The sequence below is a fragment of the Cohnella sp. GCM10027633 genome (assembly GCF_042675445.1).
Taxonomy (GTDB): domain Bacteria; phylum Bacillota; class Bacilli; order Paenibacillales; family Paenibacillaceae; genus Cohnella.
This window is the reverse complement of the sequence record NZ_JBHTGV010000005.1, coordinates 185,859-202,530: the sequence shown is the minus strand read 5'-3', so window position 1 is coordinate 202,530 and position 16,672 is coordinate 185,859. Positions and strand designations below refer to the sequence as shown.

Below are 16,672 nucleotides of genomic sequence, written 5' to 3'. Positions count from 1 at the left end.
ACTCCGCCTCCCCCATTCTCGTTATTCCTTAATGACCATCTGGCTTTTCGTTTTCTCGAATTCCTCGTCCAACCGTTTCAATTCTTTGTCCACCGTCGAGCCGACCAGAATATTCTGAAGCGCGATATCCACTTCTTTGTTGAAGGCCGGGGTTAACGCGGATTTGCTGCCGATTGTGACCGCGAAGCTATCGGACGCGAAGCTATTGACGTAATCCTGGAGCACCGGAGCCGTCTTGAAATCCAGCCCCTTCAACACCGTGAACAAGGATTGCGCTTCGATGTACTCCCGCAGATTCGCCGGCTCGACGAAGAAGTTGAACAGCTTCTTGGCCGCTTCCACGTTCTTGGTCTTGGAGGAGATAACAAGAATGCGATCTCCGTTGCTGAGCGCGTGTTTCTTGCCGTCCACTTCCGGAACGGGCGGAACGAAGGCGCCCAATTCGAATACGTCCTTATTCGCGTTAACGATCGGATCCAACGTCGGAACCCATGTCCCCTGTGGCAGCATTGCCGCGTTGCCGTCCGCGAAGTACTGTACGGACTGGTCATAGGTCAGCGTGGACGATGCTTTGGAGATGTACCCTTTTTGCGTCAGCTCCCCGATGAAGGAGAGCGGATAATCGATGAGCTCCGACGGCTTCGCGCTGCCCGTTGCCAACGAATAGAAGATATCGTTGTTGGCCTTAGGGAGTGCATACGACCGGAACATGGCCGTGTAGAGCGTGCCCGACAGCGTCCATGCATCCTTCGCGCCGAATACGAGCGGCTCGACGTTGTTCGCTTTGAGCGTCTCGCTGACTTTCAGGAATTCTTCGGCATTCGTCGGCGGAACGAGATTATACTTTTCGAATATTTTCTTGTTGTAATAGATCGGGTTGATCGGCGCGCCGGAGTTTACCATGAACCCGTATCTCTTGCCATCGATCTTGAACGCCTCGTCGACCAACGGATTGTCGATCATCAGCTTCATGCCCGGCTCGTCGGTCAGGTCGAGCAGATGCCCTTCCTTCGCGTATTTCGTATATTGGTCGAAAGGCAACAAGTAGACATCGGGCGCATCGTCCGATAGGATTCGAGTCTGAATCAACTGGCTGTACTGCTTGCCGTCGATGACTTCATCCGCGATCTTAATATTGGAGTTCGCTTGCATGAACGCCTCGAGCGTCGGCTTATCCTCGCCCTTCGACATCCACGAGGCATACTTGAGCGTAACCTCCTCCGCTTCGGCGCCGCTGGATTGCGCCGGTTGGCTGGCCTCTCCGCTCGGCTTCGCGGATTCGCTTGCCTCGTTATTCCCGTTCGCCCCGCATCCGGTAATGAGTAACGCCAATACAGCGATGCTTAGAAAGCTTAACCATGACTTCCTCATGTTACTTCCACCCTCTTCTGTCGATTTGAATGCTTGTCCCCGCAACTCCACTATAAAGTCATCGGCAAGAAGCGAGAAGTGCTCAAAAATTAAAAAAAGGTACACTATTTTACGCAACCGTTGCTTTCCTAACTGCCTGTATTGCTTAGTTGCAAATGCGGATGGTAGAGTAAGTCTACCGATCGCAATACGGGAACAGGGGGCGATGACGATCGTTAAGCTCATTCGTAAAAGCGTCAAAAGCAAGCTTTTCATCATATACGTCGTCGTTATCTCCTTACCTATTATCCTGTTCGGCGGCATCTCGTACACCATGTCCACGGCGAGTCTAGAGAGGGACTATACCAACTATCAAGGGCGAATCAATCAGCAGATCGTCAAAACCATGGAAGAGAATCTGGCGAACTTGACGCGCCAATCGATGGCGATCTATTCCAACCTGGACGACATCATCCATGTGCTGTCCCTCACCGACGAGAGCATGGGCACGGAGTATCTGTCCACTTACAGCAGAGTGTCCAACTACTTGAATAGCCTGCTGCAAAGCAATGAGAATCTATACGCGATAACGCTTCTATCCACGGACGGAAGCGTCCTTTACTATTCCGGCAAACAAGGCAATGCGATCAATCTATACAACGTCAAAGACGAACCGTGGTTCGCGGAGACGATGGAACTGAAAGGGATGCCCCTGATCATGGAACCGCACCTTAATAAATTCATCGATGCAGGCGCTCCCAACAATAAATCCGTCATCTCCATCTCGCGCTCGATTATTAATCTGCAAACCAGCCAGCCCGCGGGCATGATCGTGTTCGATCAGGAAATATCCCGTTTCTCCGATATCGTCTCCGCGATCGAGTGGGAGAACAATCAACACTTCATGGTCGTAGGCAACAGCGGCGCGGTCATTTATTCGGATGCCGCGCTATCTCCGGCTTATTACGACCAATTGATCGAACGCGCCCATGCGAATATATCCGGATCCTTCAAGCTCGGCATCGAGTCTCGCGAATGGCTGGTCAACTTCAGCGGTTCAGAGAAGTATCAATGGAAGGTCATTTCCGCGATTCCCTTGTCAGAGCTGAAGGAGAAAAACTTGTTCCTGCGCAATATCAACTTGGTATTATTGACCGTCCTGATCCTGTTCGCTTTCGTGCTTTCCCTGTACTTCTCGCATGTCGTCACGAGCCCGTTGAAGAAGCTTCTCTTCTCCTTGAGGAAGCTGTCCAAGGGAGACCTCAGCACGCGGGTTGCCGTCAGGGGAGAGGACGAGCTCAGCCAGATCGGCGTTGCCTTTAACGCGATGGTCCAGAACATCGAGAGTCTGATCCAGCAGAATTACCAGATCGGCCTGTTGAAGAAGCAAGCCGAGCTGGATGCGCTCCAAAGCCAGATTAATCCGCATTTTCTGTTCAACACGCTGACTTCGATCTTATCCGTGATCGACAAGCGGGACTTCGCCAAGTCCGCCACCATGATCAAGAGCCTGTCCGCCATGTTCAGATACAGCCTGAGCAAAGGCAAATACATCGTCTCCTTCTCGGAAGAGCTCGAGCACGTCAAGAAGTATATCTATATCCAGGAATGCCGGTTCGCCGACAGGTACCAGGTGAGCTACGATATCGACGATGACGTTCTGTCGTACGGCATCGTTCGGCTATCGCTTCAACCTTTGATCGAGAACGCCTTCATTCATGGCCTGGATCCGAAGGAAGGGACTGGAACGCTCCGAATAACCGCCAAATCCTCCAAGGATATGTTCTTCATCTACATCGTCGATAACGGCGCGGGGATAGAGAGCGACAAGCTGGAGCGCATTAATCAATCCCTGGAATGGAACGGCGACTTCTCGACCAATCCCTATTCCGAACATATGGGTATCTTCAACGTGAACGCCAGAATCAAGCTGACTTACGGGGCGCGGTACGGATTGAAGCTATACATGAACAATCGCTCGGAGACGGTCGTCAAGATTACGTTGCCGGCCGAAGCGCCGGACAAGCCGGCCCATGCCCTGACCCTGCCGGGAGGAGATCGCGAATGAGAATACTCGTCGTCGACGATGAAGCCCTTGTCAGAGATTCGGTCGTTCAAAGCTTGGAGAGCTTGGGCTATAGCGACATCGAGCAAGCCGAAGACGGCATCGAGGCGTTGCGGTTAATCGCGAGCCATCGCCCCGATCTGATTATCGCCGACATTCGAATGCCGAGAATGGACGGCATCGAGCTGTTGAAGACATTGAAGCAGACGAACGACGAGACGTTATTCGTCTTGTTGAGCGGCTACGACTTGTTCGAATACGTTCAGAGCGCGCTGGACCTCGGCGCCCTGTCCTACTTGTTGAAGCCCGTCTCCGCCGAGCAGCTTCAGGTCGTGATTCATAAGTCGAGAGAGAAGCTGCAGCGGCAAGATCGCTATCATGAATCCAATCTGCTCATGAAGATCAAGATGAACCAAGGCGTCTCCTCGATGAGACGCCGCTTCGTCGAAGAGCTCGTCACCCGGAGATCGAACTCGGAGAACTACTTGCGGCATCGGCTTCAGGAATTGGAGATCGGCTTCGCGCACCGCGCGTTCTGCGTGCTCGGCATCAGTCTGGATCGATACGCCGCGCTGATCGAACGCTTCTCGCCGAACGAAATGTCCCTGATCCAATACGGCATCGAGAATATCGCCGGCGAAATCTTCCTGAACCACGGCTTCTCCTCGTATGCATTCGATGCGGAGGACGGGCTTGGTTTGCTTGTCAACTTTCCAGATGAAGACCCTAACGCGGAGACATCTCCCGTCATGAAGCCTTGCATCGAGATCAAAGACAGCGTGTTGAAGTATCTTCAGCATGAAGTAACGATCGGAATCGGTACGACGACGGCCGATTTCCTCCAGCTGTTCCATTCGTACGAAACCTCCCGCAGCGCGCTGTCGCAGCGCCTGATCCGGGGCGGGAATTGCGTCATTTCCTTCGACAATCCCGACGTCCGACGCGATAAGTTCAAGGTGCTCGGCTTCCAGTTCGAGCAAGAGATGCTCTCGGCGTTCGAGAAGGGCGAGCAAGAGACGGCCATGAACCTTATCAAGGAGCTGTATACCCCGTTCTTCTCACTTGATTACGTGGACAGGGCCAGCTTGTTGAAACTGAATTTCCAGATCATCATCTTGCTTCATAAGATACTCGAACGTCTGGATGTCGAGCCGCTGGCGTTATTGGGCGACGAGCTCACGCTGTATGAAGAAGTCAATCAATGCACCCATATCGACGAGATTATCGGATGGTTCCACGGTACGTTGAATATTAGCTTCGAGGCTTTGCAGCATGCGAGAGAGAAGGGGAATAAACGGATCGTCGAGAAAGCCCGCAGATACATCCATGACAACTACGCCAAGGAACTATCCCTGGAGTCCGTAGCCGAGCACATTCACCTCACGCCGACCTACTTCAGCAACATCTTCAAGAAAGAGATGAACGAGAACTTCGTAGACTACGTGAGCAATTATCGCATCGAGAAAGCCAAGGAGCTGCTTCGGGCGGGCGAGCACAACGTCATCGCGACGGCTGGAATGGTAGGCTTCAGCAACGTGAAGTATTTCTATAAAGTGTTCAAGAAGAGGACGGGCTACACGCCCAGCGAGTATAAGAATATCTAGCGGAAATAAATAAAATAGTATACTTTTTATTGAATTTTGAGCACTTCAAGTTCATCCCGGGGAGTTGATATAGTTAGAGTATCCATAATCCGGAGAGGCTGAATTCACGATGAGGACAAGAACGATGCGAGCGATGTTTGCCAAGATCATGCTTATGTTCGCCATTGGACTAGCAAGTACGATTCACTACCCGACTCCTACTTATGCCTCGACGACAATTCTGCCTGCGGATGCGAACATGAAATACTTCGGCCGATGGGATAAGAGCAATCCCTCCGTTTATTCAACCGGACGCTGGCCCGGCGCGTATTTGAAAGTGAACTTTAGCGGTACGACGATCCAAGTGGTGCTTGGTTCGACGACGACCGCCTTTGAAGCGAGCATCGACGACGGGCCTTTCGTTGTCTATGGTTCGACTCCCAACGCTACGATCAATCTGACCCCGGTTCCCTTGGCTAACGGCACCCACTCCTTAGTCCTTGTCCCTCAGGGAGACGGCAGCGCGGATTTCCAATTCGCGGGACTTGAATTGGATGATGCGGCTTCGACACAGGTTACGATGCCGCGCGCCAAGTTAATCGAGTTCGTAGGGGATTCCATCACGGTCGGATACGGATCGTCCGATATGCCGACGATGAGTTACCCGTGGAGGACAGCGGAAAGTATAAATGCGGAGCACGTGCAGATCTCGCATGGCGGCATGTGCCTGCCTGACGGCTACTCCTGTACCGGGGTCAACGCGGTCGGCATGATCAGCTCCTTCTTCAACCAGAAAAATATTGAAGTCACGCCCGCTGCCCCTTGGAATTTCACCGACTATACCCCTTCTCAAGTCGTCGTGAATATCGGGACCAATGACGGGCGTCTCGGCGTTCCCGATTCAACCTTTCAGAACACCTATATCACGCTATTGACTAGCATTCGCGCGAAATATCCATCCGCCCCAATATTCGTGATCAGGCCTTTCGGGGGATATAAAGCGCTGCAAGCCCAGAACGCGGCGGCTGCGAGAAATTCCGCCGGCGACGCGAACGTGTTCTACGTCGATACGACCGGATGGCTGACGTCTACCGACTATCTGGACACCCTTCATCCCAATGACAACGGTGTGCAGAAGATCGTAGACCGGTTAGGGCCGATACTGAACGGCTGCTCGCCTTGGGGCTCGAATCTGGCGCGATGCGAAACGTACAGCGCTTCGTCCCAGTGGGACGGCAATCAATCCGCGAATCTGGCCTTCGACGGCTTGAACGGAACGAACTGGCAGGCCGCGCAATACTCCGTATTCAACGGACAATGGCTCGAAGTCAATTTCGGCGAGAGAACGACCTTCAATCAAGCCGTACTGGCTGAATTCGGGAGCAGAACAACCGGATTCCGGATCGAATATTGGAACGGAGGCGCATGGGCGACCGCATATACGGGAACGGCCATAGGCAGCCTTGCCGCCCCCAGCTCGCACAGCTTCCCGGCCGTCACCGGAAGCAAGGCGCGGATTTACTATACGAGCGGAAGCGCCACGCCGATCATGTACGAATTTAAGCTGCATAATACCGGCTCCGGGTATACAAGCGCGAAGGCATGGAACTTCAATACGAATGCGAACGTCGAAGGGTGGAGCTCGTTGCATCTCAATGGCATGGTCTCGAACAATGCCTACACCATGACGGCTGCAAGCACGGATATGCAGTTGAAGTCTCCCGATCTTCTGGCGATCGCCGCTCCGACGACCTATAACAAGGTGCGCATTCGAATGCTCAATGCATCGCCCCAGACCGCAGCCAAAGTCTATTTCATCACGAACTCGGATGTGACCTGGAGCGAAACTAAATCCGTCGCCTTCCCTATCGTCGCGAATAGCGGATATGCCGACTATATCGTCGATATGTCCGGCAACGCCTCTTGGACGGGCACGATCAGGCAGCTGAGAATCGATCCTCTTAACCCTTCCGCGTCCGGGCAATCGGTCGTCATCGATTACATTCGCGTTACCAATTGAAAAGTTTGAATAAGCAGAATAAGCCCCCACGGCCACCAGGCTGCATGGGGGCTATTAGGTTACCCCTAAGCACCTGCCGATTACGCGAATCCGCGCGCCCCTTCAATACAGCGAAATATAGATCATGCTGTCCCGTTGTACGGCAAAGTTGGATTTGTACAGTGTTCATGTTCGTTCAATCCTATCTATGATTGAACTAAGTTCCGCGCGGAATGACAGAGGCGATTTTATTATCCCTGAACAGGTGGTGCAATTCCGGTTTCACGTCTTACAAGCAAGACGCGTCCCGACGACGCGGTATTCCACTCATGGAGGAGTTGCTGTAATGAATCGTAGAAATGACGGAAGACGGGTCTTTCCCCTGTGGTGTTATCGTGCCGGAATGATCATGTTGTTGCTGAGCTTGGGCATTCCGGCGCTATCGTACGACCGCGCTTATGCCGCGACGATGAACGTCACCTCTTACGGCGCCAACGGCGGCGACGCGAGCGACGACACGACGGCGATCCAGAATGCGATTAACGCGGCATCGTCCGGAGACACGGTTTATTTCCCGGCGGGTACTTATTACATTAACTCTTCTCTGCTTCCGAAGTCCGGAATTAAGCTGAACGGAGCATCCCAGAGCACGGCGATCATCAAGTTCAACGGCTCGGCCGGCAGCGCAATGATCTACATGCCGATGTCGTCGAGCATCTCTAACGTCGAGATCTCCAATCTGACGCTCGACGGGAACAGCGACCCCGAAGCGTATTACGGAATCGAGGCGCATAACGGCAGCGGGCACAACTTCCATCACTTGACGATTAAAAACTTCGTGGGCACGGCTTCGCTGTACGGTCCTTTCGGCATCTGGTTCGAAGGCGAGAGCGGCAATGCCGGTTCCTTGAAGGGCGTCAAGAACAGCACCGTCGCGGACAACACGATTACGAACATCGGAACGTCCAGGGAGTGGGGCTCGGGCATTCGAATGGGCTGGGCATCCAAGGGCAACCAGATCCTGCGCAATACGATTTCGAATACGGGACGAGGAGGCATCTTCGCTCACGACGGATCCACGGATAGCATTATTCGCAACAATACGGTATCCGGCTCCGGAATGAGCACGACTCCCGTAGGCGAGGGGCTGGCGATCGAGGTATGGGGCGAGTCAGGCAAGGCGATCATCGAAGACAACGTCGTAGACCACTGGATTAGCCTGGACGGCGCGGATTATACGGCCGTACGCCGGAATACGGTGCGCGATACCAGCGGAACGATTAAGTTCCTCGGGTTGGAAGCCGCCTCCACCAGCAACAACGTATTCACGGATAATACGGTGGACAGCGGACAGCAGGTCGGCATCTCGATCTCGAACGACGGCGACAAGCAGCACAATTATTGGGCTTACAACACCGTTCAGAACATGGTGCAGTGGGGTGCGCAAGTTCAAGGCGATACGGGCAATGCGAACTATCAGTATTTCTACAATAATACGTTCCAGAACACTCAGAACAGCAATCCGAACGCCACCTATCCCGACAACGACGGCCACGGCTTCCGTTTCAACGGGAATACGACTTACTTCACGTTGGATAGCAACCAGATTAAGAACAACGGCGGTCTCGGCATCGAAGTAAGTCCGACTACGGGGATCGATAAGCTGAGCTTCGTGAACAACACGATCACGGGTAATGTCAGCGCATCGATATCGGGTTATCCGTCTGCTGCCCCCGATTTGGAGTGGAGCGGCAATACGGTCAGCGGGAACGGAACGAACACGCAGCTGACGTCCAGAGGCTTCAGCAATGCGAAGCCGACGGCCAATTTCACCTCCGTGACGACTGCCACCGTGGGTCAAACGGTTTCATTCACGAATACGTCCAGCGATCCGGGCGGGTCGATCGGCTTCTCGCTATGGGACTTCGGAGACGGTATTCCATCGACTACCACGAGCCCGACTTATACGTACAATCAAGCGGGCACGTACCGAGTGACGCTGGTCGTATGGGATAATTTAGGGCGCGGCGCGAGAGTCGAGAAGAACATTACCGTGACCTCATCCACTCCGTCATCGTCGAACCTGGCTCTCGGCAAGACGGCCACGGCCGACTCCACGTATTCCACCGAAGCGGCCGGCAAAGCGGTAGACGGCTCGCTGACCACTAAGTGGACGTCCGCCAACACGACCGGCGGACATTGGCTCGCCTTGGATCTCGGACAGAGCTACAGTATCAGCCGGTGGGTCGTGAAGCATGCGCAAGCTGCAGGCGAGGCGAGCTACTTCAATACCCGGGACTTCAAGCTGCAGCAGAGCAGCGACGGGACGAACTGGAGCGACGTCGACACGGTGACGGGCAATACGGGGAGCGTGACGGATCGTAACGTCACGGCGTTCACCAACCGTTATGTGCGACTCTACGTCACGACGCCGACTACCGCTTCGGATAACACCGCCCGGATATACGAATTCGAAGTGTGGGGCGCCGCCGCTGCCGCGGATGCGAACGTAGCGCTCGGCAAGACGGCTACGGCCGACTCTAACTATGCTACCGAAGCAGCTAGCAGAACGGTGGACGGCTCGCTGACCACCAAGTGGGCTTCCGCCAACACGACCGGCGGCCACTGGCTCGCTCTGGACCTCGGGCAGAGCTACAGCATCAGCCGTTGGGTCGCGAAGCATGCGCAAGCAGCGGGCGAGGCAAGTTATTTCAACACGAGAGACTTTAAGCTGCAGCGGAGCAGCGACGGTATAAGCTGGGTCGACGTCGACACGGTAACGGGCAATACCGGAAGCGTGACGGATCGTACCGTCACGGCTTTCACCAGCCGCTACGTGCGCTTGTACATTACGACGCCGACTACCGGTTCGGATAATACGGCCAGAATATACGAATTCGAGGCGTGGGGCCACTAAGACGGCTCCGGGCGCAACCGGCGCGCTGAGGACGGGTCTAGCGGGAATCTAATCCCGCGGACCCGTTTTTTAATGAAATATCGGAAGACAATCTTACTTGACCAATAGAGACATCGCCTGTTAATTATAGAGGTAGACATACCGTCTGTCCGATTAGATACCCGTGGGAGGCATACCCGATGAGTTGGCTGAGAACCTACCAATCCCGCAAGTATTGGCAAAGCATTATAAGGACGATCTCCCTGCTCATGGTTCTGTTCTTGCTTGTCAGCTCCGCCGTGCTGTACTACAGCGCGGAATCCCTCATGCTCAAAGCGACCCGGCAATCGAACCGGCAAGTGATGGATCAATTGAATAACGAGCTAGGGCATATGAACGAAATCATTAAGAACCTCGCGACATCGCTCTACTATCGGAACGATACGAAAGTTCTGATGAACAGCAGGACGCCGGATATGTTGGACATTCTCAACAAGCAGGCAGAGCTCGATTATCTAGTGCATTCTTCCGCGTATTTGCATTCCATTCTGATCTACAACGGAAATCTGGATAAGTTCATCTACGGCTCCAAATCGAACGGGACTCATGAGCAGCTATTGAAGGATGTCAGGCTGTTCCTGCAGCAGCCGGAACAGGTAAGAAAGATGCGGCTCACTCCGTTGACCGGGGGGGTAACGAACGAGGATGCGGCCGGGAGCAGCAATCCCTACGTTGTTTCGTACTTCATGTACGAGTCGCTTAAGGGTTATAGCTCCGGCGATAGCGTCTTGATTCTGAATATTAAGCCGCAATGGCTCTTCGACAATATGAATAAGATCAATATCTCGGACGTTCATCAGAATAAGCAGGTCTACTTGGTCGATAACAAGGGGGAAGCGATCTATTCGGCGCAAAGCCGGTTGCCCGAGTCCGTTAAACAAGAAATTTGGAAGCGTGTTCATGACGGGGATACGTTCAATTCCTTTACCTATCATGGCGCAGGTCCCGATCAGATCGTCACTTATCTGGAGACGGGGATCAACCAGTGGGTCATTGTCAGCGTCCAGCCCTATTCGGAAATTCTCGGGAATATTCACCATCTGCGAAACACGACGGTGATCGTCACCGTAATCTTCCTGCTTCTCTCGCTCGTGTTCTCCCTAATCGTCAGTCATAAGCTGTATCGGCCGGTTCACGGCTTGGTCGGGGAATTCCGCCACAATGCCGAAGGGGCTGCCGAACTGCAGAAGGGCCAGGACGAATTCCAGATCATCGCCAGCGTCCATAGCCGAGCGATCGCCAACGTGAAGCGAATGCGGCAGGAACAGGACGCCAAGCGCAATATCGTGCACAACTATTATTCGCGGACGCTGCTGGCAGACGGGCCCGCGACGATGAACGACGAATGGCAAGATTACTTGCGGGAGCAACCGTTCTTGACGAGCGAACGCGAGCGGCTTGCGGTGTGCGTCTTGCGGATCGACGATTACCGCGCCTTCGAGGAGCGGCCTAGCCACGCGGATCAAGAGCTGATTCGCTTCGCCATCGGCAATATCGCAAGCGAGATCATCGGCCGCGAATATCCGAATTTGATCGTGGAATTCCGGGGCGACCAGGGGGCTGCTATCGTCGGGATCCCGCGTTCCTCCGCAGGCGGCGGATATGCAGCGCTTCCGGATCTGCTCTCCGAGATGCAACGGACGGTGTGGAGCTACTTCCGCGTATCGGTCACCGTCGCCTTAAGCGGTCTTGCGGAACATTGGCGCGACTTGCCCAAGGCGTACGCACAGGCGCAGCAAGTCGCCAAGTACAGGCTAACGATCGGTAAGATGTCCGTAATCCTGCCTTCAGACGTTGCCCGCAACGAGGCCAACGACGATTTCCAGCTGCCGCCCGAACTGAAGAAGAAGCTGGCTGCGGCCATCAAGTCTTCGCAAACCGGCGAGCCGCTAGAAGAGCTCCTCGGCCAAATCCGCGGCTACTTGCAGACGCTAAGCGAAGACAATATGATTCATTCCCTGCTCGATACGGTCGCTCTCGTGAAGACGACGCTACACGAGATCAACGCGAACCGCTTGCAGCCCGTCGACATCGACTTAACGACTTTCATCCGCACGATGCTCGACCGGGACACGCTGCACGAGATGACCGCGTTGCTGCGGGAATTGCTGGCCGACATTATGTCGCGCCAGCAAGTTATGCCCGAGAGCAAGAACCGTATTCTGATCGAGACGATCAAGGAAATCGTAGGCGAGAGCTACTACGATCCGAATCTTAACCTGCAGAGCATCGCATTGGTCTTGAAGATGTCCCCCGTATATATCGGACGCGTGTTCAAACAGACGGAGAACGTCCCTTTAACGGAATATATCAATGATGTTAGACTGAATCGCTCCCTGGATTTATTGGAAAACAAGCACTACAGCATTAATACGGTCATGGAGAAGGTCGGATATATTAACCAAAGCTATTTCTTCAGACTATTCAAGAAGAAATTCGGTACGACGCCGAAGGAATATCGGATCAAAAAAGCGATCGATTAAGTCGCATGTAAGGCAGGATACCCTGCCTTTTTTGTTTGTAAAAGCGATTCGTTCAGTAAAGTTTAATTCGTACAGCGCGAAAGTACATCCAGATTTACGATGAACAGTACGCAACCGGCCGATAATTGTGCCATGATCATGGCAAGTTCAAAAGTTGCCTGCTCCCAAGCAAGCTGAAACCCGGCATTCCCCGGCATCCGAGTAGAAGAAGGTGAATCTGTGAAATCTCTTTGGAAAAGAATTCGTCGCAATAAAGAAATGAACGCGTTAATCCTGCCCGGCTTTCTCTACGTGCTCGTTATGTCGTACTTGCCGATGATCGGAATGATTATCGCCTTCAAACAATACCGCTACGACAAAGGCATGTTCGGCAGCGCGTGGGTCGGCTTCGACAACTTCAAGTTTTTCTTCGTGTCCGACCAAGCTTGGATTTTAATCCGCAATACGGTGCTGTACAACGCCGGCTACATTGTGATTACCGCTATCTGCTCCATTACGCTGGCGGTGCTCATGTATGAAATCAAAGGCGGGTTCATCAAGCTGTACCAGACGATTCTGTTCCTGCCGTATTTCATCTCCTTCGTATTGGTCAGCTATATCACCTATGCATTCCTCGATCACCAGAGCGGTTACATTAACGAGATGCTTCAGTCGGTATTCGGAGCCGAGCCGGTCCGTTGGTATGCCGAAGCCAGATACTGGCCTTTCATTCTTAATATCGTGCATCTCTGGAAATCGATCGGCTTCTCCACGTTAATGTATTTCGCCGCCATTATCGCCATTGATCCGACTTATTACGAAGCAGCTCGAATCGACGGGGCATCGAGACGGCAGATGATCGTACGCATCACGATTCCGCTGATCTCGCCGGTGATCTTCACCTTGTTTATCCTCAGCATTGGCGGCATGTTCCGCGGAGACTTCGGACTGCACTATTTCGTGCCCAGCAACTCAACGCTTGTCTACGACGCGACGGACGTCATCGACACTTACGTCTATCGGGCACTGCGTTCTCTAGGCAACGTCAGCATGTCGGCCGCGGTCGGCATCTTCCAATCGGTCGTCGGCCTCGTGCTCATTCTGGCAACGAACTATATCGTCCGCAAGAAGAACGAAGATTACTCGATGTGGTAGGAGGTAGAGCATGACTCGGCGAATCAATAAATCTTTCGTTACGGAAGGCATCATTCACGGCATCTTCGTTCTCGTGTCGGCCGTTATTCTGTTACCGTTCCTGCTGGTAATCGCGATCTCGTTCAGCAGCGAACAATCGCTCACCGATAACGGATATCGGTTCATACCGGAGCATTTCTCGATAAAGTCTTATTCTTACTTGCTTCAATCTCCCGGCGTTATGCTGCAGGCCTACGGGGTGACGATCACCGTTACCGTCGTCGGCACGATCATCAGTCTGCTGATAACCGCGATGACGGCGTACGTGCTGTCGCGTAAAGATTACGCGCTGCGCCGTCCGGCAATGCTCTACTTCTTCCTACCGATGCTATTCAGCGGGGGCCTCGTTCCCTTCTACATTCTAATGACGCAGTATTTGCATTTGAAAGACACGCTGTGGGCGCTCATCGTGCCTAGCTTGCTCAGCCCGTTCTTCCTGCTTGTGCTACGGGTATTCCTGCAGGGCATTCCCGGCGAAGTCATCGAGTCTGCCAAGATCGACGGGGCGCGCGAGTTTCGTATCTTCTTCCGCATTGTCGTGCCGTTGTCGACGCCTGGACTCGCCACGCTAGGACTGTTCATCTCCTTCTCCTATTGGAACGAATGGTTCAACGCCATGCTGTTCATCAATAACGACGCGCTGGTTCCCTTGCAGCTGCTGTTGGTCCGAATGATGAACACGATTGAATTCCTCACGACCAAGAAACAATTCCTGCAAGGTCTTAGCGGAATGGATATGGCAAACTTCCCTAAGCTGTCCGCCCGAATGGCAATGGCGATTCTGGTAGCCGGGCCGATGATGTTCATCTTCCCCTTCTTCCAGAAATACTTCGTCAAAGGCCTTACCATCGGTTCTTTAAAAGGGTAGCATGCCGGAGTGATCGCCCGGCTACCCGTCCTTATAAAGATGAAGTACCAACAAATTCTAGGAGGTCGGATTAGCATGATAAACAAGAGAAAAGCGACAGGGTATGGCATGGCTGGTCTTTTAATTGCGGCACTCGTATTGTCCGGTTGTTCGAATAACGCCAACGAGAATAAAACGTCGAACGAAGGTCCTTCAAGCTCCAACTCGGCAAGCGCAGGCGGTGATCCGTCCACTACGCCGGATAAGCTGGAGCCCGTCACTTTGACCTGGCACTACATGCAGCCGAAGGCGCAGTCCGATTTGAAAACGGTTGAAGACGAAGTGAACAAAATTACGCAAGCGAAGATCAACGCAACGATCAAGCTTGAGCCGTTCGACGGCGGCGAATACGAAGACAGAATGAACACGATCGTATCGGCCGGCGATAACTTCGATATCGCCTTTACCGCCAACTGGATATTCGACTACTCCAACAATGCCAGCAAAGGCGCGTTCGTCTCGCTGGACGAACTCCTCGACCAATACGGTCCCCATCTGAAAACGATGATGCCGGACTGGATGTGGAGCGACACGAAAGTACAAGACAAAATTTACGGCGTTCCTACTTACCAAATCGCCGCGAAATCGGTCGGCATTCTGCTGCAGAAGCGTTTCGTCGACAAATACAGTCTGGATTTGAGCACGATTCGTAAGTTCGAGGATCTGGAACCGTTCTTCGCTCAGCTCAAGGCTAACGAGCCGGACATCGTCCCTTGGGGGAGCCGCAACTTCTTCAGCGGCAAGCTCTACGGCTATGACGACGACACGGTGGCGAAGGTCCGCGTAGGCGATACGACGAACACGATCGTCGACTATGCCTTCACTCCCGAATACGAGTCCTATCTTCAACTTGCGCGCAGCTGGTACGAGAAAGGCTACATCCATCCGGACATCGCAACGATGAAGAACCCGGAAGAGGAGCTGTTTAACAAAGGCGTTGTGGCAGCCGCCTTCGACCCGACTTCCAAGCCGGGCGTCGAAGTGGAGGAACGCGCGAAATGGGGCAATAACGATCTGGTCTCGGTCCGCCTGACGGAGCCGTCGTTCACCGGCGTGACTTCCGGGTTGAACGCGATCAGCCGCACGTCCAAAAATCCGGAACGGGCGTTGATGTTCCTCGACCTGGTTAATTCCGACAGCGAGCTGTACAACTTGATCACCTACGGCATTGAAGGCAAGCATTACGCGAAAACAGGGGATAACGCGATTCGTATCGACTTCGACAGCGGCTATGCGCCGGATTTCCCTTGGGTAATGGGGTCCGTATTTAACGGCTATCTGCTTGAGGGGCAACCGGCGGATACGTGGGATCAGACGAAGAAGATGAACGAGTCGGCGAAGGTGTCGCCGTACTTCGGCTTCACGTTCAACGAAGAACCGGTACAGACGGAGATCGCTTCAACGGACGCCGTGTTGGACAAATACGGCATCGGCCTCGAATCCGGAACGCTCGACCCTGACAAGTATTTGGCGGAATTCCGCGACAAGCTCAAGAAGGCGGGCAGCGAGAAGCTGCTGCAAGAGAAGCAGAACCAATTGAACGAGTGGTTGAAGTCGCACTAATAAACCGTATGCGCAAGCGCACGGCAAGCAACGGCCCCGCCTTACGCGCCGCCAGGCGCGGGGCGCGGGCCGATGCTCGTCGCGGAGTCGCTCGCGGGAGAGAGCCGGCATCCGCGCGAGCGATATAAGGGGGATTATTCATGACCAGCGAGAGCGCTGCAATCCGCAAGCTGCGCGAAGAAATCGTTCAAGCGGCACGCGGCAATCTGACGGAAGAACAACTGGCGGCCATCCTTGGTCAGCTCGATTCGGCATGCGCGTACGAAGTGCGGGCAACCGGCGATCCGCATCAATTCTCGGCTTGGGTGACGCTCCGAACGTTCGAGTCCAAGCGCGTCGGCGAAGGCGTTCATCGTCTCGTAGATACCGGGATACCGGTCATCAGCCGGGATCTGGAGTTCGGCAAGCATATCCGTTACGAGTATCAGGATGCCGGCATTCGGATTCATAACGAGGAGCAGCGCATTTCCAATTTCAATACGACGGCCGTTATCGCGTCTCTTATTCATACGGAGGAAACCGGCGATCGCAAGAGCGAACCGTTCTTCCGTTCCCTCGATACTTTGAATTTGTACGTGCCAAGGAGACTATGA

The 16,672-nt window shown here is 53.7% G+C and carries 10 protein-coding genes; 9 read left to right on the top strand and 1 reads right to left on the bottom strand.

The window, feature by feature from the left end:
* Window positions 1-21 precede the first annotated feature (21 nt).
* Window positions 22-1,371, bottom strand: coding sequence for an ABC transporter substrate-binding protein (locus ACFQZG_RS14470; RefSeq protein WP_378153652.1), 1,350 nt, complete (start codon window positions 1,369-1,371; stop codon window positions 22-24).
* Window positions 1,372-1,576: 205 nt separating this feature from the next.
* Between ACFQZG_RS14470 and ACFQZG_RS14465 the strand changes: the two genes are divergently transcribed.
* The 9 genes from ACFQZG_RS14465 (at window position 1,577) to ACFQZG_RS14425 (ending at window position 16,672) form a co-directional block, all read left to right on the top strand.
* Window positions 1,577-3,418, top strand: a complete 1,842-nt coding sequence (locus ACFQZG_RS14465; RefSeq protein WP_378153650.1) for a cache domain-containing sensor histidine kinase — start codon at window positions 1,577-1,579, stop codon at window positions 3,416-3,418.
* Complete coding sequence (locus ACFQZG_RS14460; RefSeq protein WP_378153648.1) at window positions 3,415-5,019, top strand: response regulator; 1,605 nt, start codon at window positions 3,415-3,417, stop codon at window positions 5,017-5,019. The genes ACFQZG_RS14465 and ACFQZG_RS14460 overlap by 4 nt, the downstream gene beginning before the upstream one ends.
* 124 nt (window positions 5,020-5,143) lie before the next feature.
* A complete protein-coding gene (locus ACFQZG_RS14455) occupies window positions 5,144-7,018 on the top strand; it encodes a GDSL-type esterase/lipase family protein (RefSeq protein ID WP_378153646.1) in 1,875 nt (624 codons plus the stop codon).
* A gap of 382 nt (window positions 7,019-7,400) precedes the next feature.
* On the top strand, window positions 7,401-9,914 hold the full coding sequence (locus ACFQZG_RS14450) for a galactose-binding domain-containing protein (RefSeq protein ID WP_378153644.1): 2,514 nt from the start codon (window positions 7,401-7,403) through the stop codon (window positions 9,912-9,914).
* Between the two features lie 179 nt (window positions 9,915-10,093).
* The gene (locus ACFQZG_RS14445; RefSeq protein WP_378153643.1) at window positions 10,094-12,436 is read left to right on the top strand and encodes a helix-turn-helix domain-containing protein; all 2,343 of its coding nucleotides are present in this window, start codon (window positions 10,094-10,096) and stop codon (window positions 12,434-12,436) included.
* Window positions 12,437-12,694: 258 nt separating this feature from the next.
* Window positions 12,695-13,570: an ABC transporter permease gene (locus ACFQZG_RS14440; RefSeq protein WP_378153641.1), complete on the top strand. Its 876-nt coding sequence runs from the start codon at window positions 12,695-12,697 to the stop codon at window positions 13,568-13,570.
* A 10-nt stretch (window positions 13,571-13,580) separates the two neighbouring features.
* On the top strand, window positions 13,581-14,477 hold the full coding sequence (locus tag ACFQZG_RS14435) for a carbohydrate ABC transporter permease (RefSeq protein WP_378153639.1): 897 nt from the start codon (window positions 13,581-13,583) through the stop codon (window positions 14,475-14,477).
* Between the two features lie 75 nt (window positions 14,478-14,552).
* On the top strand, window positions 14,553-16,079 hold the full coding sequence (locus ACFQZG_RS14430) for an ABC transporter substrate-binding protein (RefSeq protein ID WP_378153637.1): 1,527 nt from the start codon (window positions 14,553-14,555) through the stop codon (window positions 16,077-16,079).
* A 140-nt stretch (window positions 16,080-16,219) separates the two neighbouring features.
* Window positions 16,220-16,672, top strand: a complete 453-nt coding sequence (locus ACFQZG_RS14425) for a hypothetical protein (RefSeq protein ID WP_378153635.1) — start codon at window positions 16,220-16,222, stop codon at window positions 16,670-16,672.

Coding starts and splice junctions, on each gene's coding strand:
- ACFQZG_RS14465 (WP_378153650.1), top strand. CDS start 1,577: ATGACGATCGTTAAGCTCATTCGTAAAAGCGTCAAAAGCAAGCTTTTC.
- ACFQZG_RS14435 (WP_378153639.1), top strand. CDS start 13,581: ATGACTCGGCGAATCAATAAATCTTTCGTTACGGAAGGCATCATTCAC.
- ACFQZG_RS14470 (WP_378153652.1), bottom strand. CDS start 1,371: ATGAGGAAGTCATGGTTAAGCTTTCTAAGCATCGCTGTATTGGCGTTA.
- ACFQZG_RS14445 (WP_378153643.1), top strand. CDS start 10,094: ATGAGTTGGCTGAGAACCTACCAATCCCGCAAGTATTGGCAAAGCATT.
- ACFQZG_RS14425 (WP_378153635.1), top strand. CDS start 16,220: ATGACCAGCGAGAGCGCTGCAATCCGCAAGCTGCGCGAAGAAATCGTT.
- ACFQZG_RS14460 (WP_378153648.1), top strand. CDS start 3,415: ATGAGAATACTCGTCGTCGACGATGAAGCCCTTGTCAGAGATTCGGTC.
- ACFQZG_RS14430 (WP_378153637.1), top strand. CDS start 14,553: ATGATAAACAAGAGAAAAGCGACAGGGTATGGCATGGCTGGTCTTTTA.
- ACFQZG_RS14440 (WP_378153641.1), top strand. CDS start 12,695: ATGAACGCGTTAATCCTGCCCGGCTTTCTCTACGTGCTCGTTATGTCG.
- ACFQZG_RS14450 (WP_378153644.1), top strand. CDS start 7,401: ATGATCATGTTGTTGCTGAGCTTGGGCATTCCGGCGCTATCGTACGAC.
- ACFQZG_RS14455 (WP_378153646.1), top strand. CDS start 5,144: ATGCGAGCGATGTTTGCCAAGATCATGCTTATGTTCGCCATTGGACTA.